The following is a 20,020-nucleotide window of genomic DNA, read 5'->3' on the forward strand; positions in this document are numbered from 1 at the left end:
TGTCTCTAAGGCCACCTTAAGATACGTCACGATTCCATACAATACGGCCTTCAACGTATTGCCACCTGCCTCGCGCACGTAGACCTCACAACAATGAAAAAATACGTACGAAGTCATTTAACGAGAAAAATATTTTTATGAAAATGCAGGATCCACGCCCTGATCAAGGAAACAATCAAAGCAAACAGATTTTGGGAACTCTTTTTGAAAGTATGCTGCGGGCAATGGCTTGAAGAAACCGTGAATAAAAAATTCCTTCAGAACCTATCGAGGTGATGAAAAGCGCCTGAACAACCACTAGGGAATTTGATCGAAATTTTCATCTATAACATAATCAAGCGCTTTTCACCTTGACACTGGGGGCTAAAGATTTTTTTTGGTTTTTATAGGCGAAATATGGGGAATCACGATAATAGGATGGCAGATTGGCCATTGCAACCTTTTGCATGACCACGCCGAGAACATTAATTCCATGATTTCTAAATCGATCCAAAACTTCTATGGCTTCGGCCTTCACTGTTCGTCCGGCACTTACTACCAAAATCACGCCTTCAACCATATTACTGACGATCATGGCATCAACAACAGGAAGTGCCGCGGGCGTATCGAGAATGACACTAAACCCTTGCTCTTTACACCATTGCAGTAATGTTCTCATTTTCTTCGAATGCAACATTTCCGTCGGATGTGGAGGAATATAACCAGCGGGGATGACAGCTAAATTCGGCACCATGGTCTCATGCAAAATTTCACTGATCTCCGCTTCACCTTCCAAGTAGTGCACCAAACCTTTTGCTTTATCATGATCTTCATCAAGGCCAAAGATATTAGCCACCCGAGACCGTCGTAAATCCGTATCGATCAACACGACCCGAACACCTTCAACCTGGGCCAAGGCAATGGCTAAATTAGCGCCTAAAGTTGTTTTTCCTTCCTGGTCGCTTGGGCTGGTCACCGCAAATGAAAAAGGCGGTTCACTTTCCATCGCAATCCACAGACTAGTCCGAATATGACGATAGCAATTTGCCGAAGCCCCCATGGGATAATCGAGCATCACAAGGGATTGACCAGTCTTTCGAATCCCGGGAGATATGGGGACCATGCCAAGGGTTAGGAGATTTTCAAAATAGCGTGACAAGTCCCGTGGACTTTTTATAATTTTGCCTCCAAATTCCAGGAACAATGAAAGCCCGGCACCTGACACCAACCCAATGAGCAAACCCATCATAATATTCAACGGGGTCTTAGGCCGAATTTTTTTTGAATTTGGGATAGCGGGCTCAGCTAAATAAATATTACTCGTTTGGATTTTGGTTGAAAGATCGGTCCGGCTCATTTGTTGCAGAAACAGATCATAAAGCTGTCGATTGCTATTGACCTCTCTTTCTAACAGAGAAGCTTGAACCGAGTATTTATCGAGAGCCACCTTCTCCGCCTTTTGTCGTAGTACATTTCTCCGTACGGCATTCTCACGCGCGAGGGCAAGCTGATAGTTACTTTTTACGGAGCCATACACCTTATCCAGTTCTTCTGCCATTCGAACGCGCAATTCATTTAGCTTGGATTTCGCCTGTATCATTTTCGGATGAAGCGGTCCATATTTCTCTGACATGTTCGCTAATTCCACCAACGATTCGATTTCACGACTGCGAAGACTTCGAATCACATCAGAATTTAGGACCTCGGTTAGAGAATCTAGCTCCGATCGATCGATTTTTTGCCCACTTGCTTGAGATTGAACTTTGGCTCGAATACTCTCAATTCGCTTATAACGGGTTTGGGCCTCCGTTCTCTCCTTTTCCGCCCTGATTAATTCCAAATTCTGCTCATCAAGCCGTTGTGCCGCAATGGTTTGTTGATTGCTCAAATTCACAAGCCCGTGTTCCGCTCGGTAGGCATATAATGCTTGTTCGGCTTTTTCGAGCTTTTGTCGAAGGTCATCCAAATGAGAAGAAAACCAGTCCGAGGCAAATTCAGAAAATTCCGACTTCTTTTTCAAAGTTCGTTCAATATAGACCGCAGACAACGTATTGGCTGCGCGCGCAGCAAACTCCGGTTTTTCCGAGTCGACCACGACTTCAACGATTTTACTGCCATGCACAGGATTGACACTCACATGGCTTCTAAAGTCCAATACGAGCGAGGCATCTTTTTTATCGGGAAAGTTTTCTTCCAATTCGGGAAGGCCCTTCTTTTTCGATCCCCAGCTAAAAATTGATTTGATGGCCTTCACTACCTTCTGCTTGACGTCTTTGACTGTAGAGACTCCCCAAGATAACGTCTCTTGTAACCAGGGTATCTCAATTTTCTTAATTAACATTTTGAGGCGTGATGGCCTTGGTTGATATTCGGCTTCTTGAGAAAGATCCAATTGGCGTACGGCTTCTTCTACCACCGGATAACTCGTCATTAATTTGACATGGGTTTCAATCTGCTCCGCCCCCTGAGAAATTTTCGAATCATCCGGCAAGTGAGTTTCCATCACCTTAGGATCTTGTGCCTCGATAACCAATTTGGCCTTGGCTTGATAGATGGGAATCTGAGTATAAGACCAAAAAGCAGCCACCCCGCCACAGACAAAAACCAGGCTTCCGATTAACCACTTTCGTTGAAGGCAAGCCGTTACATACTCCATTAGTTTTGCCGACTCGTCGGCTTCAACAGCTTGCGATTCAAAATCAGAGAATTGCGTCATATTACTACCATGTTCCTTTGTATCCTTAACGTTCATTTTTTAATCTACACATCAGGGCTCTAAATGGCCACCATGCCCTCATCTGAAAAACGATATTAAAAGAAACTTTCAGGGACAATAATGATGTCATCGGGCTGCACAAAATCGTTCATGTCAACAGTGAGCATTTGCTGATTTCCATTCACGTCACGCAACATTTTTGCCTCATCTTTCACAGCCCGTTCAGTCCAACCACCTGCTAAGGTAATTGCTTTGAGCACGGTAAGGCCCTCCCGATATGGATAGGCTCCTGGGTTTCTGGCTTCCCCACTTATGAAAAAGTTTCTATAGGTCAGTATGGAAACCGTCACCTTCGGATTTTTCAAATATCCGTCTTCAAGCCGTTTGGCTAACGTTTCCTCTACTTCCTTCACGGTCATTCCGGCCACTCGAAGTTCCCCTAATAAAGGAAACTTAATCACTCCAAGTCCACTGACAGCTGTTTCTGTCAACAAATCTGGCTCATCAAAGACTTCAACCCTTAGTACATCATTCGGTCCTACTTGATAGGATGGGATCACGACTTTCGAGGTTTCATCCGCCACTGGAGGTTCAGAAGAAAACGGGGAATAGGCACACCCCACCGCCATCAAAAGAAGCACCAAACTTACAGTCAAGATCCCAATGTCCTTTAACATTTTTAGTCGCCAAAAACTCTTAAAATGTTCCTTATTACATTTCTCCGACACAAAAATTCTTTCCCAAAATTTTATAAATCAATTAATACCCTCAGCGACAAAAAGGCCACTTTTTTATTCTAAAATATGCCCTGAATTGAGACCATGAGCGTATTTGCGTAGGACTCAAAGGCCGCGATCGTGGAACTCCTTTGGTCATACCGATATTGGGCCGTGACCCCCAACCATCTGACAGCTTGGTAGGTAACTCCAAATCCGCCGCCAAAATTATTGTCTTTCCTAGTCGTGGCGCCTAGGTTGCCTTGATCATTTTCGAAAACGGAATCGGCATAATTAAAATTTGCATTAATTGATGTAAGAGCCCCAAATGTATAATTCGCAGTAAAATCGATGGCCGTCTGGGTAAAGGTCGAAGTCCCCAAGATTCCCGATTGCTGGATTGATCGAGAGGGACGCAAGCTCATATTTAATCGAGAAGCCGGTTGCCAATTCAAACTACCTGACACCTGAATAGCATCACTTCGACTTCCCCCTGAACTGAGTGGCGACCCAGATGGTTGAGAACGTGGAGCACGATCAGGAATTAAGAACGTGTATCCAACTTGAATTTCCCCTGTCGTCTTCCCCGTGGCACGCCAACGTAACCCTGTATTCATTTGGTAATTCATACTATCGAGTTGGGTATTTTGGTCATAGACTTGTCGCGTTACTCCAAAATTCAACAAGGCATAGGTTTTGGGGGCGATGAGACCAAACACCGTAATATTTCCTTGACTACTCAAGCGATCTCTCGTCACGGCCTGATTATTATTTTTGAATTCCCGATCAACCGCTCGAACTCGAAGGCGAACTCCAAATTGACTTCCTATGGTTTCTGCTTCCCCGATAAAAGTCTTCTGGGCCCATTTCGTAGGTTCAAGAAACTGTAAATCTAACTCTGATCCCCGTAGGTCAAATCCTTGGGCATATCCTCCCTGAAGTTTCATTTCGAGACCGCCTGGAAAATTTAACAACACTTGCCCCCTCAGGTCCTGGTTGAGCACATTGTTTGAAGGGAATCGCTGGGAAAATGACTTTGTGGCCCGGTAATCGATCGCGGCTCGATGCAATCCAGCGAAGGGCAATTGAATCTGAATACCCGGAGAGACGGTATGAACAAAATCGCTTTGGCGATTGGATGAAGTCCGAAACGCATTATCGGTAAAGATTTCTCCTGCCCCAAAGAACGGATGAATCCGAAACGAACCAGCTTTGATCCCATTGGTGGACATGAGTGGAAGAAATCCATTTCTAGGTATGGCGCCACCTGTAAAGGCATAAGAAACCTCGTTGCCCGACAATTGAGCGAAACTCGTTTCCACACCCAAACCCCATAAACTAACGGTCACCAACACCAGAAAAAGACAAATCTGGACTTTACATTTCCTCCCTCCAGATTTTTCCCGGCCACTCATGTCAACGTTTTCCTAATAATAACAGATTGAAACATCCAATCTCCGAACCAATCGCGAAATCTCCATTTAGAGGACTTATAGTGAGATAAATAAGGGAGGGCCATAAAGCTTAGACGACCCTTACCATTCCTGGATTCATGAAACATGTGACGCCCAGCACAGCGAGAAGAAATGTGCAGCTCACTCGTCAAAAGTGAAAAAAGATATCCCTTGGGAAGACAAAAAACTCCCTCTTCATGTAATAGGGTATTTCCCTAGAACCGTCCATGCGCCAAGTTACGTAGGAAAATTCGAACTTCAAGCTCAGGGGCTAATAAAATAGGACTTTCCAGCTGTTCTCGGACACTCTGGTAATACCTTGCACCATTAGGTGGAAAGTCATGGAGAAAAGTCCAGAAGAGAAAAAAACACAAAAATTTTATGAGGGAAAATTAGGACTACCCCTCAATAGAGGGGGGGAAGGGAAGGAAATGAAAACTGATAAACAAGACCCGCATCTGGCATGTTTGCAAGATCCCCATAAGGAGCTCCCACAAACAGGTGTTCTTTGGATCCATTCATCGACAGGCCAAAGAGATCGGCCACTCCCGTGGCATCACCGGGATTGGAAAGAGTGAATTGCAGCGACCCCTGTTGTTTGTCAAACACAAAGACCGTTCCAGAATCAACCCCGGCAGAGTCATCACCTGGAGCAGCCACCACGTAGTGGTTTTTTAGAAGAGCCACAGCCTCTCCAAAGTGGTCACCTGATTGGGGGTGTGGGGATTCCAATCTTTTCTGAAACTCCCCTGAATGATTGTAATAATAGACTGCACCGGCTTCAGCTCCCCTCCCCAAGGCCCCAACCAATAACGCTTCACCATCGCTGACAAGGGACCACCCGAAATATTCGTTAGATTGCGGTTCTAAGGATTTAAGGGTTCCCACTAATTCATGGGATTGGAGATCAAAGAGATAAATTTTTCCATGATCGATAGGATCGACTCCTCCCATGGGAGCACTAATCGCAAGGCTTGCCCCCACGAAAGCCAGAGCATGCCCAAAACCATCGGCTTTCCCTTGTTGCACCTCTGGAGCTAAAAACGTGTGAAGTAATTTTCCTGTTGCAAGCTCAAACACCAACACTTCCCCAACTTCAAAATTTTCAGGAGAACTCGCCCCAGGATCTCCAATGGCTATCCATGGTCCCTGAATAGCCATCGCATGACCGAATACGGCCGCCGTAGAATTGGGGCTGACAAACTCCTGAACAAATTTCCCACTCTGCCGATCAAAAATCTCGACTCGTCCTGCAGGACGCTGTGTTAGGCCTCTTCCCCGAGGAGCCCCAATCACCACGAATTGCTCAATCAGCCCAACCGACAGCCCAAACAAATCATCCCCAACTGGCGAAGAAGGCAAAAAGACATGAAGAATTTTGCCGGTTTCTCGATCAAATAAAAATGCTTTTCCCGTTTGGCCTCGAGTCCCCGAGGCATGGGGAGCCCCAACCAGCACCACATCCCCATCGCTCGCCACCGCAAATCCAAATCCTTCCAATAATGTCGGCTGCGAAGAGGTGAGGGTAACTCCTTGGGCATACGGAGATTGCGCAAAACCCCCTTGCACAAAAAATAGCGACCACACGACCCAGACCATGCCAAACACTAAAAAACCATAGGAGGGTTCTTGTTTTCCACGAATACTCATGTTGACCAAACCTCGTTATCTTACCCTAGATCATTGCGATGTCATCAAGAGAAGTTCAGAATAGGTTCGTCCATTATCCTAGCATGCTCGGCGCCAAGAAACCCAACGAGGTCATTACCCCATTTCCCTGACCCAAAAATTCTCCTTCTCGAGATCATATTTATGTCTTCATGGCCCCTTCCCAAACGTGACCCTTGGTCCACACCATTTGCGGAAACATTACTATCGCAACTCGATCTCCGTCCGGGATTGTCAATTCTCGATGTGGCCTGCGGTCATGGCATTCCTGCATTTTATCTTGCCGATCAGGTTGGAAATGCAGGACGAGTTCTAGGCATTGATATTCATCCCACCCAATTGGCCAGAGCCAGATCTATCCAAGGCCAGGGGTTGCCATGGTTAGAGTTTGCTGAACATGATGTTCGTCATCTTCCTGCCACTCTTCCAACGTTCGACCGAATTACAGGAAACTTATCTTTTATGTTTTTTCGCCCAGACCGGTATACGGCATTAGAAGGTTTGATCCAACACCTCAGACCCGCCGGACAAATTGTTCTCACCTTCCCCGCCATGGGCACATTTGACTCCCTTTGGCAACACGTAGACCAAGAGATGACCATTCGCGGTTTGGAACTAGAACGCACAAAGTTGTGGGAATACATCCATGAACGCCCCTCTGGCCAAGAGGCCTATCAATGGCTTAAACAATTAAGGATGGAAAAAATAGTCGTAGAAAATCACCCCCTGGAAGTAGAAACTGGCTCTGGACAAGAATTTCTTTGGCATCCCTTGCTCCGGGGAGGATTTTTAGACGATGTGTTCGAATGTTTTGAAGACCAGGATCGTGCCAACAAATTCATGATGTCCATATCACAAGACATTGCGAGCTTTGTACCCCTCATTGCTCAAAGATGCGTGATGTCCGGATGGAAACCATCAACATAGAATTATTACTACCTCACCCATAAAAAATTAAGAGGAAAGAGGGAGATCAATTACATGGCGTATCGGTCCCTCTGATGTTGGTTCACGTTGATGAAGTTCAAATGGTGGGATATCGACCTGCAGACGCCTCAACAAGCGGCGAATAAATTTTTGACTGGGGGCTTCACATATCCAGACATACATCCCGGTTTCTAATTCATGCCGATGCCGTTTCATACGAAAGCGCGGATCTTCCATGAAGTACGCCGATAAAAATCCCGTGACCGCATGCACAACCCAGTCATGTTCTTGGGTATAACGAAAACTCATTCCAATTTCATGCACTTCAACTGCATCATTACCAGGCATCACTGCCCTTTCTTCAGCACACGTGAACACCCACCCGAATCGAAACCGCTCACCGCCACAAGTTTCCCATTATACATAGATTTCATTCAAGAGAGTCGTGATTGTGCTCATCGCCATCCTTTGCTAAATTACTTCGCCTTTGACAATTTTGCCACCCTAACAAGGAAACACCATGTCACAACATGCAAATCCACGAACGAATGATACCGACCCTGCTGACCCGTCCGAACCCACATATGCCGAACGGGCTCGGACTCTGATGCATCTGGCACCTGTCGCTACACTGTGTACAACGTCCCAAAAGCATCCCGATTGGCCTTTTGGATCAATTGTAACCTATGGTCTGGATAATAAAGGAAATCCAACATTTCTTATCAGCACGATGGCCATGCATACCAAAAATATTTTAGCGGATCCCCGGGCTAGTGTATTTGTCATGCAACCGGGTGGAGAACACGACCCATTAGGCGCAGCCCGCCTCACCGTGATGGGAAAAGTCACCAAAGTGCCGAAAGACCGAGACGCGGATATTCGCATGCAATATTTAGCCCGACACCCTAAGGCCAGCTATTGGGCAGACTTTGCGGATTTTTCGTTCTATCTGATGGATACGATCGATCTGTATTATGTCGGTGGTTTTGGCTCAATGGGTTGGGTCTCCGCGGAAGAATATGCCGAGGCAAAGATCGACCCACTCGCCGATGCTGGTCCAGAAATAATTGACCACGTGAATGCCGATCACAAAGATTCCCTGATAATTCTGGCTTGCGCCAATGGTCAAACAGAAGCCGATGAGGTTACCCTCACGGCCATTGACCGACTTGGATTCCACCTTCGACTGAGGATCAAAGACCGTTACACCGGGATGCGCTTGGCCTTCCCGCAGGAACTCACAAGTCCCGAGGATGCGCGGCCAGCCTTCGTCCACATGGTAAAACAGGCGCGCGGCACCACCTAATAAAAACCACAAAGACCACAGGCAGCTTGAAGATAAAGGAGCCACATGGCAACTAGTGACAGACAAATCATATTTTCCTTAATCGGGGTCGGACGAGTCCATCCTCCCAAGAAACAGGTGCTCAAGGACATTTACCTTTCCTTTTACTATGGCGCCAAGATTGGCGTCTTAGGTCTGAACGGATCAGGAAAAAGTTCGCTCCTCCGAATTATCGCAGGAGTGGACAAAGACTATCTTGGCGAGATCACTATGTCCAAAGGATACAGCGTTGGGCTGTTGGAACAAGAACCAAACCTGGATCCTGACAAGACGGTCAAGGAAGTCGTGGAGGAAGCACGAAAAGAACTCATCGATATGTTGGCCGAATACGAATCAGTCAGTAACCGCTTGGGCGAGCCCATGGAGGCCGAGGAGATGGAGAAACTCCTCGAAAAGCAAAGCACGCTGCAAGAAAAGATTGAGGCTGTCGATGGATGGGAGCTAGAAAACCAACTCGAGATTGCCATGGATGCGCTTCGTTGTCCATCACCAGACGCTAAAGTGGGACCTCTCTCAGGGGGAGAGAAACGGCGCGTGGCACTTTGTCGCCTTATGATTCAAGAGCCGGACATTTTATTACTGGACGAACCCACTAACCATTTGGATGCCGAATCCGTCCAATGGCTCGAGGACCATCTGCAACAATACAAGGGCACAGTGATTGCCGTGACCCATGATCGCTATTTCCTCGACAACGTGGCCGGATGGATTCTCGAACTCGATCGCGGGCAAGGAATTCCATACGAAGGCAATTACTCTTCTTGGTTGGAACAAAAACAGGCGCGACTCGAAAAAGAAGAAAAAGCTGAATCCAAACGTCGCAAAACCTTAGAACATGAACTCGAATGGATTCGCATGTCGCCCAAAGGCCGCCAGGCCAAAGGCAAAGCCCGTGTCACTCGCTACGAAGAACTCATGACCGAGGAGCATGAAAAGGTGGCAGATGATTTGGAGATTTATATCCCCGCTGGCCCACGCCTTGGCGATGTTGTGATTGAAGCTAAGGATCTCAGCAAGGCGTTTGGGGATAAGCTCCTATTCGAAAACCTCTCGTTTAATTTGCCTCGAGGTGGAATCGTGGGAGTCATTGGTCCAAATGGAGCGGGGAAAACCACGTTGTTTCGCATGATCACCGGGGAAGAAAAACCCGACGCCGGATCTTTTACGGTTGGCACCACCGTCAAACTCGGATACGTGGATCAAAATCGAACCTTGGATGGGAATAAAAATGTTTGGGAAGTAATTTCCGGCGGGCAAGACACCATTACCCTAGGCAAAAAAGAAATTAATTCACGGGCTTATGTCAGCCGTTTTAATTTTGGCGGCAACGATCAACAAAAGAAAGTGAATGACCTTTCTGGCGGTGAACGAAATCGCGTACATCTCGCGACAATGCTTAAAGAAGGTGCGAATGTCTTGATACTGGATGAGCCAACCAACGATTTAGACGTCAATACCTTACGCGCATTGGAAGAGGGTCTTGAACAATTTGGCGGCTGCGCCGTCATCAGTAGCCATGACCGCTGGTTCTTAGACCGAATCGCAACCCACATCTTGGCATTCGAAGGGAATAGCCAAGTCGTCTGGTTTGAAGGCAACTACAGCGAATACGAAGCCAATCGCAAAAAACGCCTTGGTAAAGATGCCGATCAGCCCCACCGCATTCGATATAGAAAATTGGCAAGAGAGTAAGCTCACTATGTTTGGGAGGCAATGAATGAATTAAAATTTTTTGGGATGAATGGTAGCCATGGAACCCGCAAGGCCTAGGAGTTTTCGAAGCAAATATACGGGATAACTTACAATGAGATACCAGGGCATAGATACTCCAGCGTCCTTTGCATGTTGTCGGGAAAATGCCACATAACGCCGAATAACACGACGAAAAATATTTCGAACCTTTTTGCTTCGTGCGTGATGACTTAAAGTATCAGAACAAGCCATGCTAAGCATCCATAAGCATACGGGACTCATATCCTGCTCCTGAAGCACAATTGCCTTTCGGATACTCCTTTTTATCAAGCGTTCTTCAAATGGAAACCCACAAAATCGAGAATGTAATTTCTTAAGAGCAACATCAGGCACATCTGCACACACAACCTCTTTCGCCAGCCATAATGCATAATAGAGATATTTTGAAATCCTATAGTCCATGGCAATTGCGTCAAGCCTTTTCCAATCGATGTCGCTTCCGAAATGCTTAACCGATTCCTCAAGGTCATACAACACCTTAATTTTTCCGATATAAGAATCCACAGCTACATGCAGAGAAAGGTGAATCAATAAGTCCTCCGGAGACAGCATCTGACAGGGGACACCGGCAATCTCCACGTATCGTGCTCTCTCCCACAGGTCCTGAATTGGAATTTGTGTGGGAAACCGCTCCGAGACAAGATGACGGTGTAATTCAACTACAATGGACTTATCCCTTGAAACATAGGGTACAATATGGTGATGATGTTGTTGATACCACTCTTTTGAGTGTTCCCTTTCGTTGGCCTCAAACCCGAGAGAAATCAATATCTGTTCAGCTTTGGTCAAATCCTCCTCACGGACAAGGAGATCCACATCTGCCATGGGGCGAAGCCCAACGTGAGGGTACACCACATTTGCTAATGCCGTGCCCTTCAGTGCCACAGAAAAAATTCCCTCTGCAGCAAAGAGGGTTAATACCTCTTTGAGACTTCCAAACCGTTTCATATTTCTGGCTTGGTTCCAGTACAGCAGAGATTTGCCTGTAGCCAGCACCTCCTCAGGTATTGCCAATGCACCTGATCCGTGTTTTAAACGATAGTACACGATGGGCCCAATTCCTAAAGTATTCGCATGATCGACCAGGGCCATCCAATTGATAGAGGAATCCCTCAACCCGAAACATGGATTTCCCGTCTCAACAAAATTAAGAAAGTTTAGAAAGGATTCATTATGATGAGCATATGCGGTAATCATGAAAGGCCCGTGCAAAGAATAGGGAAAATATAAATAGTGGAACGCCTTTACTTCTAGCTAGCGATAATATTGAGCTTGCAGGGAAAACATTTTGGCATATTCACCATCGCGCTCCAATAAGTCATTATGATGACCACTCTCAAGAATCCGACCATCCTCTAAAACATAGATACGATCCACCATTTTCACCGTGGAAAGCCGATGACTGATCAGGATCGCCGTTCGTCCTTTGGTCAGTTCATGGAAATGTTGGAACAGTTCATATTCGGCTTTCGCGTCCATAGCACTGGTGGGCTCATCAAGAATAACAATTTGGGCATCCCGCAAAAAAGCGCGGGCAATCGCTATCTTTTGCCACTCGCCAATACTCAGCTCTTCTCCACCCTCAAACCAGCGGCCGAGAATGGTGTCATACCCCTTAGGCAACCGACGCAAGGCGCTATCAATTCCTGCCATTCGTGCGGCATCGATCACCTGGTCCGTGTCACGAGGTAACAGGGTATTGCCCAGCCAAATATTTTCTCTTGCGGTGAAATGGTATTTAGCAAAATCCTGGAAGACGACACTGATTTCTTTTCGAAGTTCAGCAGGTTTCAAGTCTCGCAGATCAACCCCATCAATAGTAATGCGTCCCGCGGAAGGATCGTATAATCGAGCTAACAACTTCACTAGGGTGGTTTTGCCAGCACCATTCTCTCCAACCAAGGCAATGTGTTCACCAGGCCTGATCGTTAGACTAATATCTTCCAGCACCTTTCGTGTCCCGCTGGGATAATCGAACTTTACATGATCAAAGACAATCCCCTGCTGCAAAGGTCGATGAATGGCCTGCGGGCGTTGGGGTTCCACGGCTTTGGGTTGTATATCCAGGAAATCATACAAATGAGTGAGAAAGAGGTTACTCTCGTATAAATACGCCAGGTTCATCATTAAGCTCTGAAGAAAGCCCGCGCCACGTTGCACCGCCTGAAAGTACATGACCAAATCCCCCAACGTGAGAAATCCAAGAAGGGTCTGATAAGCAAAAAATATATTCACGCCAATCGCTGCAGCCACACTGCTGGAATGAGCAACAAGTTCGGCAATCGACCGCCGCCCCTCAAGTGATAACCGTTCCCGCCGGATACCTTCACGAAGATTCCGAAATCTGTCAATAAACAGTTTGCCAAGATCAAATAACCGTATTTCCTTCGCATGGGTGTCACGCGTAAGCATCAAATTGAGATACCAAGACTCCCGTTCAGCCGGGGTCGTTCCCTTTTGCCAGGCATAGAGTTTCTTTCCATATCGCAATCGCACAAAAACAATGGGAAGCGCCGTCCCAATAAGGACAAAAAGAATTCCCCAATGGAACCAGAACAATAGGGCCCCAATCGCGATTAATGAAATCCCATTTTGTCCAGTATCAAACAGGGCCGAGAGAATCCGGGTGGGGCGGGAGGATGCCTCCCGTTGAGCGCGGTGCAAAGTATTGTAGTACTGAGGTTCCTCGTAATACTCCAAATCAACATCAACTGATTTCGCATGCAGTATAGAAGACATGTAATCCGTCACGGCTTGCGCCTGACCGGTATGCACAAAACTCTTGAGGATGGAACAGGCGGTACTCGCAACGGCCACGACACCCAGAAGGCTGAGCAAGAAGATCACTTCATACAATCCGGCTGAGGGATTTGAACTTGACAGGTTGGCCGTGACTGAATCAATGACCAACTTGATTAAATACAGCATCGCCAGGGGAAGCAGTCCCTGAACGACAAGGAGAGCCGCACTGGCGAGGGTCCATCCTCGACCACTATCCCACACAAATCTCAACGCACGAAACAAATTCTGTGCCAAGGTATGAGCCGATGTTTTTGGAGTCATGATCTATCCTTCGCAGTACACACCATGGAAGTTCCCTCACTACCATTTGACACTGGCGTTTGAGAAAGATTTGATGGTCGTGCAAGTCCAGAATTTCGCCAAGTCGAACTCGCGACACCCCTTTTCACATCTCTATGGGGATAGGAATAGGTCACCACGTTAGTAGTAAATGGGTTTCCGGATTCTAAAAAAGGTTGGTTGTGCAAGCTGAGCCAAGCATGACCTTGCAATTCTCCATTCACTCGGCTCACCCCGCAATGAAAGTGGACAGGGAACCCACTTCGCCTTCCAAAGGCATACAAGGCAAGAGAACGAACCAAACAACACCCACGAGGATTTGATGGAAATCTATCGAGCACACTAGTGATATACCGGTCGACAATTGATAATTTATGATGGCGAGGGACTGCGGAAGCCGAATAGGGAGTTAACCAACGTAACAATGTTGGGAGCTTAACCCACCGCACGAACAGGCGAAGGACACTCGTGACCCCGAGCACTTGCCACGCAAGCAAGAATTCACTGAGATTTTTCGGTGGAGTGTTCGGCCACCCCCATTTCTGCTTCCTCACAGACTTACCACCTCTCCATCAGTGGATCAATTAGTCGGGGGAGATCCAATACGTCCTGGCCAAACAACAGTCGATAACAAGATGACTGTTTCACGAGTTTTGATAAAAGATGAAATTCTTGTTTTGCGATGTCATTACCCCTAGGCAAAAAGCTCTCGCGGATGAGGCTATCCAGCGCCTGTGTGCCTGATACCCGTTCAAGAACACTGGTCGGGCGATCCATGACCTGTGGAAAAATGATCAATCCTGGCTTACACGAGGTCGCCAACCCTTCGGAGTACACATTCTCGATCAGGAAATAGGGTTTCCGCATTCCTGGGTGAATATATTCACGTGCGGATCTGAGTTCCGGAAAAAATTCGATTGAGTCCTCTGTGACATCAACCTTTTCCGGAAAAGAATAAATGTTCAAACCATTTCCATTTTCATGAACAAGAGGATGATCATCTGAGAGGCACCGATACCCCGATCGAAGGAGCGAAAGAAATGCCGTGGTTTTTCCACGCCCACTATTGCCAGGAATCAGCACGGCACGGCCATTTTTTTCAAGAGAAGTAGCATGAAGCGTGAAATAGCCTTTACGTTTGAGAATATTTTGAAGAGCCAGATGAATCAGGTTCATTCGAAGTTCGGAAGGCACGTTCTCTGGGTCTACAATGTATCCCTCCACATGCCCTAAATGTTGATCAATCACAAACAGATAACCACTACTCCGGGAATCAAAAATCAATCGGCCTTGGTCTTGATACACAGCATTGTGCACATCGATCCTTGCCTGATTTTTTGGAGCACTTAGACAAATGGCCTCCGCAGAAAGGGCCAAAGGAATATCCGACGGTAAAGGAACCCCGTGCAAGGAAAGACTCAGCCCAGCAGCCCCTTTAATTGAATTCACAGGGAAATAACGAAGCAAAAATTTTGCGGATTCAGCAATAGCAGAGGTATTGGTAGAAAATTGAAGCGAATTTCCGTGTATGTAAAAGTTCAGAATATGCATGACCTAAATGGAAAATGATCTTTTTTTTCGAATCATTGAAAACTTTGTCATGGAACTCGCTGGTCTACAATTCGATGTTTGACGAATGGCACACGGAATAGTTCCTAGGTCAGAATAACCGCATTAGACCGCTGCATTTGTGAACGATGCAGCCCTTACGCCCATTTGACTGCCGTCCCCACAACATTTTTGGAGAATAGGATCAAGGAGAGTGGGCAAGTCCCAACGATCTTCCCCATAATGCAGACGATAACAAGGTGTTCGTTCCACCAACGTGGAGTACAGTTGAAACTCGCGCTTGGCTATTTCCTTATCATGAATCAGCAATCCCTGAGGAAGCAGTTCTTTGAGCGCAAGGTGTTTCGACATCGGCTTCAGATAACTCTGCTTCTCTGAGACCACCTGAGGAAAGAGTAGTAAATGACATTCACAGGAATCCACCTTGGTTCCAGGAAACAGGTCGTTCACATAGAAGGAATCTTTTTTCGATCGGTCTCGACGAGTGAGGGGAATGGTTTGCAGTTCAGGGAAAAACCCAAGAGTTTTCTCCCGAACATCAATCCGATCATGACCAGCGAGGATTTCGATCCTACTTTCTTTGATTCTGAGAAACGGAAAATCATCCGAGATAAACCCATAGCCCGCTCGAAGAAGGGAAAGACCAGCCGTTGTTTTTCCTAACCCAGGTTTTCCAGCGATCATCACACCTTTGCCAAACCGCTCCATTGCCACGGCATGAATCTCATAAAGCCCTTTCCAGCGAAGTAGTTCAGCAATAGCTACGTTCACAAAGAAAGAACGTAACTCCAGATCCATTGATTCAGGTTTGACTAGATATGCTCTAGCGAGTGCACCAGGGCCATTAATAAAAATAAGCCCATATTGATAAAGTTCAATAACCAGTTTTTCTTGATCTTGGTAAAATTCATAAGTTAAACCAAAGCGCTTGACCTCCTTCTCTAACTTTCCCTTTCGTCGTATAAGGTTACATTTTGATTTTAAAATGGTGGTGGGAATTTGGTTCAAGTGAGCAATAGCATGGAGTTCAACCCGGACATCAGATGTGATGGCCTCAGAACCTAGTGAGTCTTGAGAAAGGTCCGAAAAAGCTTCACAAATGGCGAAGCTTTTTGTGGACAACTTGACCCCGATACCATGTATAGGAAAACACGATTCGTACATGTATGATGATATCCTTGTTTCCGTCAGATAAGTGCACCTTCACAGGGGGGACAACCGGAATTCATGCAATCAACTAAATGAGGCCCCGGCCACCTCAATGGAAGATACCGGGGCCTCATTTATTACTACCTAAGAGCTTCCACTTTGACTTTTTGCACTTCTATATCCCTTGGAAGCAGTAATATCCTTCAGAGGATCTTGCTTTTGCAGCTGAGGAGCTACATACATTTCTTTTTGCATCATCTCACCTCCTTTCATTTTGGATTAGGCCTTCCTGACTAAGATGTTCTACAAGTGACAACAGATCATGTTGTGCCATATCTTCACTCACTTCAAAACATTCACAAATCCTCCCATGCACTTGGCTTAAAGTTCGCTCTCCATCAAAAAGTTCCCATGCCACAGTTCCGACTCGATTTAAAGTGAAGTACGACCCAGTTTCCAGGTTGAGGAGTATTGCCTCTCCGTCCAACACGGAACATTGGACATCTGGATCAGGAACCACAATGGTATTCTCCCAATTTGCCTTTCCTTCTACTTCCACTTCCTCATCCGATTCATTTTTTCCCTGCTTTAACAGCATCACTTTTTCCTCCGAATGATATTTTAATTTCTTAAACGCCCATTTTTTCTTTACCACCTTAAATGGTTATGAAGGGCCGAGTCCTATCCATAAAACCAGCAGCTAAAGGTAACGAGGATGAACTGAAGGTAAAATACGCAATTGCCCGTATCATCCCCCCCTCCAAAAAGGGGAATACACCGCATGAACGTGGCAACTAAAAAAATGAATTCGCTGGTAATAAAAAGGCTGAATAGCCAGATTTCGTAGGAACAAGAAATTGATTAATGGCAACGAGATATTTGAGGAGTTTCAATACTAAAATCACATCAGCAACTTACCTATTCACATTTCGGTGCAATTCTTTGGCAAGCCAACAACACCCAAGCTATGGCGAGGGCTGCAATTACATGCTTCAGAGAATGACCACTAATCACTTCGGTTACGAAAAAAATTTCACCATCGAAGTATTCCACGACTTTTGCTAAAAGATACGTACCTAATGTGGCCCAGAGAAAAGGAGCGAGCAAAGACCGAGTTCCAAAGAGAATCAGCATGACAGGAATGAGAAATATGGGTAGAAATTGCACCACAACGTAAGGACGAAGATCTCCCACACCCCACAACTCAGTTACATACCAGTAACCAATTGAAACAACCCCAATCCCTATCAGAGGCCACAGCAGGACTTTCCCGACTTTAGGGGATACGCAATCACTAATAACAATGGTGAGAAATGCCATAAACGACACGGTCATGGGTAACCGATCCCATACAAGGGTGGCATTATTGGGATTGACATGATAATAGGCCGATCCTACCCCAATGAGTACCACGCCCCCAAAAAACAGTTTGTAGGCTGTCCCTATGTGAGCAGATACCGACACTCCACCGCGGGAATGCGATGCTAACAACCCGATAATTCCCACTAGAATAAAAAACACATTACTCACCACGTTAAGAAAATTGGGAATGCCCACAAAAGGCCGTGAATCCGCAAAGCTATGATAAAGAGAATCTTGGGGAATACGATCAAGAAAAAAGGGTAAGACCAGCCCCAGACCGACTACCCCGAGTAAGGTTCCGTGCCTCCAATTCCACCGGGGCCACATGAATCACCTCCCTACACCACGAAGACTCTACGGTTTGCCACGGTTTTCCACCCACCTAGAAATACGCAGCTGCAATACCGTACAATCACTCCGAAATCTTTAGCCGATTGGCGCATTCAGTTGCAGATCCCTTCTCACCCACATATTTGGATTGCCCGCGTCATTGGCATCATCGCGATTGCCTCGGGGTTTGTGCTCGGAATCGAAGGGTTGGACCAACCCGATTCGATATGGCTACCAACCGCTTTGGGGTTAATCTTGACAGGTCTTTGCGCACAAGGCTATGCCTTCTACCGTACCATCACAGATAAAATTCACCCACAGGATAAAAAGGATTCATGATGTTGTTCCGCTTATTTCCAACTTGTACCCGTTCACCTTTGGCTACCCCGCTGGTTTGGGTGGTTTTGACCTGTGTAATAGCCTCATTAGGAGCCTGTACCCATTGGCGTGAATCTTACCTAAAAGGCGCGGTCGAGGAAGCCACTCAAGAAAATGTCATGGCAAAGCTTGGAGATCCGTGGCGAAAAAAAGAATCCTTATTAAATGGGGAATCAACCTGGATTTATCGCTACACCCTTACCAAAAGCGAACTCGACCCGATGGGCTTTAACACCTTAGGCAAAGGGGTGAGCCAGGCCGCCAACACCGCGGCATCCATGATTGGACAAGGTGATCCAAACCTTGGGGTGGATAAACCTCGATGCTTTCACTATGTGCTCACCTTTGATGCTTCCAAAATTCTGAAGTCTTGGGTACGCGAGTTTTGTGCTGACACTTCTTTATGACCCTCCCACGACTATCAACGTTTTTTGCCCCATGCCCACGAGGACTGGAAGCGGTCCTGTGCAACGAACTCACTCAATTACAAGCCCTCCAACCCGGCCCTCTCAAGGGAGGTGTCCGATTTCGCGGACCATTTGACTTGTGTTATCGCGTGAATCTCCACAGCCGAATTGCCAGTCGCGTGTTATGGGCCCTCTCTGAAGGGTCCTATCAGAATGAACATGACATTTATGAAGCCGCATTGAATCTCCCCTGGCCTTCTTGGTTTTCAGTGCGTAATCGAATCAAGGTTCATGTCAGTGCTCACCATAGTCCACTTCCTAGCCTGGAATTTGTTACACTACGAATTAAAGACGCAATCTGTGATCATTTCCGCAAGACCATAGGCAAACGACCTGACGTAGACACCCAGGCTCCCGACATGAGCATTTATGCCTATCTCGATGAGAAAACTTTCACCTTTTATCTTGATACCACAGGAGAACCCCTTTTCAAACGAGGTTACCGGAAAGTCCAAGGCTCTTCACCATTACGAGAAAATTTGGCCGCTGGCATATTGAATTTGGCTGGATGGACACCCGGACAGGTCTTGCTCGATCCCATGTGTGGCAGCGGAACATTTTTATTGGAGGCAGCTCAAATGGCGGCGAATATCGCCCCAGGGATCAACCGGTCCTTCGCCTTTGAAAAAATTTTACACTTTGATGAAAAAACTTGGACGGCCTTGCGCAAGGAAAATCAGGTCGCCCAACAACCGATTCCATCTGATACTCTCTTTGGGTTTGATTATCATCCAGAAGCCGTCAAATCTGCAAAGACTAATGTGAATGCGGCTGGATTTGGTGACTGCATCTCCATTCAACAAGCCGATATTCTAGAGATTCAACCGCCCGCTCCTGAAGGATGGCTGATCACCAATCCTCCATATGGAGTCCGGAGCGGGCAGGACATGAATCTTGATGAATGGTACCCGCTTCTTGGAGATGCCCTCAAACGGCACTTTCCAGGATGGCGGACATTTTTCTTCACGGCAGACTTTGGATTACCCAAACGCATAAGGCTATCGGCGGCACGACGAACACCGTTATATAATGGTGCCCTCGAATGTCGGCTCTTTGAATATCCAATTGTTCACGGCAGCCATCGATCTCACCCCACTCCCGCAACTATTTCTCCCTAACTGGACGTG

At 46.5% G+C, this 20,020-nt stretch carries 18 protein-coding genes; 6 read left to right on the forward strand and 12 right to left on the reverse strand.

Annotation, left to right across the window (positions count from 1 at the left end; translation table 11 throughout):
- Positions 1–334: 334 nt before the first annotated feature.
- The 4 genes from PPG34_RS04425 to PPG34_RS04440 all read right to left on the reverse strand — a co-directional run bounded on the left by PPG34_RS04425 (position 335) and on the right by PPG34_RS04440 (position 6,515).
- Positions 335–2,695 (reverse strand): GumC family protein, encoded by a 2,361-nt coding sequence (locus PPG34_RS04425; protein ID WP_313831931.1) that lies wholly within the window; start codon positions 2,693–2,695, stop codon positions 335–337.
- 95 nt (positions 2,696–2,790) lie between these two features.
- Positions 2,791–3,351, reverse strand: a complete 561-nt coding sequence (locus tag PPG34_RS04430) for a polysaccharide biosynthesis/export family protein (protein WP_313831932.1) — start codon at positions 3,349–3,351, stop codon at positions 2,791–2,793.
- 140 nt (positions 3,352–3,491) lie between these two features.
- Positions 3,492–4,826: an outer membrane beta-barrel protein gene (locus PPG34_RS04435; RefSeq protein WP_313831933.1), complete on the reverse strand. Its 1,335-nt coding sequence runs from the start codon at positions 4,824–4,826 to the stop codon at positions 3,492–3,494.
- A 444-nt stretch (positions 4,827–5,270) separates the two neighbouring features.
- Entirely contained in the window at positions 5,271–6,515 is a 1,245-nt protein-coding gene (locus PPG34_RS04440) for an FG-GAP repeat protein (RefSeq protein ID WP_313831934.1), read from the reverse strand.
- Between the two features lie 162 nt (positions 6,516–6,677).
- On the opposite strand from PPG34_RS04440, the gene PPG34_RS04445 reads away from it, so the two are divergent.
- Entirely contained in the window at positions 6,678–7,460 is a 783-nt protein-coding gene (locus PPG34_RS04445; protein ID WP_313831935.1) for a class I SAM-dependent methyltransferase, read from the forward strand.
- A 27-nt stretch (positions 7,461–7,487) separates the two neighbouring features.
- Here PPG34_RS04445 and PPG34_RS04450 read toward each other — a convergent pair whose 3' ends face one another.
- Positions 7,488–7,808 (reverse strand): hypothetical protein, encoded by a 321-nt coding sequence (locus PPG34_RS04450; RefSeq protein WP_313831936.1) that lies wholly within the window; start codon positions 7,806–7,808, stop codon positions 7,488–7,490.
- Positions 7,809–7,980: 172 nt separating this feature from the next.
- Between PPG34_RS04450 and PPG34_RS04455 the strand changes: the two genes are divergently transcribed.
- Both PPG34_RS04455 and ettA read left to right on the forward strand, forming a co-directional pair.
- Positions 7,981–8,766, forward strand: coding sequence for a HugZ family pyridoxamine 5'-phosphate oxidase (locus PPG34_RS04455; protein WP_313831937.1), 786 nt, complete (start codon positions 7,981–7,983; stop codon positions 8,764–8,766).
- A 45-nt stretch (positions 8,767–8,811) separates the two neighbouring features.
- Positions 8,812–10,497: an energy-dependent translational throttle protein EttA gene (ettA, locus tag PPG34_RS04460; protein WP_313831938.1), complete on the forward strand. Its 1,686-nt coding sequence runs from the start codon at positions 8,812–8,814 to the stop codon at positions 10,495–10,497.
- Between the two features lie 30 nt (positions 10,498–10,527).
- Here ettA and PPG34_RS04465 read toward each other — a convergent pair whose 3' ends face one another.
- From PPG34_RS04465 to PPG34_RS04490, 7 genes are all read right to left on the reverse strand, one after another.
- Positions 10,528–11,754, reverse strand: coding sequence for a nucleotidyltransferase domain-containing protein (locus tag PPG34_RS04465; protein ID WP_313831939.1), 1,227 nt, complete (start codon positions 11,752–11,754; stop codon positions 10,528–10,530).
- Positions 11,755–11,811: 57 nt separating this feature from the next.
- Positions 11,812–13,620: an ABC transporter ATP-binding protein gene (locus tag PPG34_RS04470; protein ID WP_313831940.1), complete on the reverse strand. Its 1,809-nt coding sequence runs from the start codon at positions 13,618–13,620 to the stop codon at positions 11,812–11,814.
- Entirely contained in the window at positions 13,617–14,192 is a 576-nt protein-coding gene (locus PPG34_RS18325) for a lasso peptide biosynthesis B2 protein (protein ID WP_420888061.1), read from the reverse strand. The genes PPG34_RS04470 and PPG34_RS18325 overlap by 4 nt, the downstream gene beginning before the upstream one ends.
- A 4-nt stretch (positions 14,193–14,196) precedes the next feature.
- Positions 14,197–15,189, reverse strand: a complete 993-nt coding sequence (locus tag PPG34_RS04475) for a phosphoenolpyruvate carboxykinase (ATP) (protein ID WP_313831941.1) — start codon at positions 15,187–15,189, stop codon at positions 14,197–14,199.
- Between the two features lie 123 nt (positions 15,190–15,312).
- On the reverse strand, positions 15,313–16,371 hold the full coding sequence (locus PPG34_RS04480) for an HPr kinase/phosphorylase (protein ID WP_313831942.1): 1,059 nt from the start codon (positions 16,369–16,371) through the stop codon (positions 15,313–15,315).
- Positions 16,372–16,615: 244 nt separating this feature from the next.
- Positions 16,616–16,954: a PqqD family protein gene (locus PPG34_RS04485; protein WP_313831943.1), complete on the reverse strand. Its 339-nt coding sequence runs from the start codon at positions 16,952–16,954 to the stop codon at positions 16,616–16,618.
- 320 nt (positions 16,955–17,274) lie between these two features.
- Positions 17,275–18,045 (reverse strand): ceramidase domain-containing protein, encoded by a 771-nt coding sequence (locus tag PPG34_RS04490; RefSeq protein ID WP_313831944.1) that lies wholly within the window; start codon positions 18,043–18,045, stop codon positions 17,275–17,277.
- On the opposite strand from PPG34_RS04490, the gene PPG34_RS04495 reads away from it, so the two are divergent.
- From PPG34_RS04495 to PPG34_RS04505, 3 genes are read left to right on the forward strand one after another with little or no spacing between them, the layout of a single operon-like run.
- On the forward strand, positions 18,019–18,387 hold the full coding sequence (locus PPG34_RS04495) for a hypothetical protein (protein ID WP_313831945.1): 369 nt from the start codon (positions 18,019–18,021) through the stop codon (positions 18,385–18,387). The genes PPG34_RS04490 and PPG34_RS04495 overlap by 27 nt on opposite strands.
- The gene (locus PPG34_RS04500; RefSeq protein ID WP_313831946.1) at positions 18,384–18,833 is read left to right on the forward strand and encodes a hypothetical protein; all 450 of its coding nucleotides are present in this window, start codon (positions 18,384–18,386) and stop codon (positions 18,831–18,833) included. The genes PPG34_RS04495 and PPG34_RS04500 overlap by 4 nt, the downstream gene beginning before the upstream one ends.
- On the forward strand, positions 18,830–20,011 hold the full coding sequence (locus tag PPG34_RS04505) for a THUMP domain-containing class I SAM-dependent RNA methyltransferase (RefSeq protein WP_313831947.1): 1,182 nt from the start codon (positions 18,830–18,832) through the stop codon (positions 20,009–20,011). Before PPG34_RS04500 ends, PPG34_RS04505 begins: the two co-directional genes overlap by 4 nt.
- Positions 20,012–20,020 lie beyond the last annotated feature (9 nt).

The sequence above is a fragment of the Candidatus Nitronereus thalassa genome, assembly GCF_032191465.1.
Classification (GTDB): domain Bacteria; phylum Nitrospirota; class Nitrospiria; order Nitrospirales; family UBA8639; genus Nitronereus; species Nitronereus thalassa.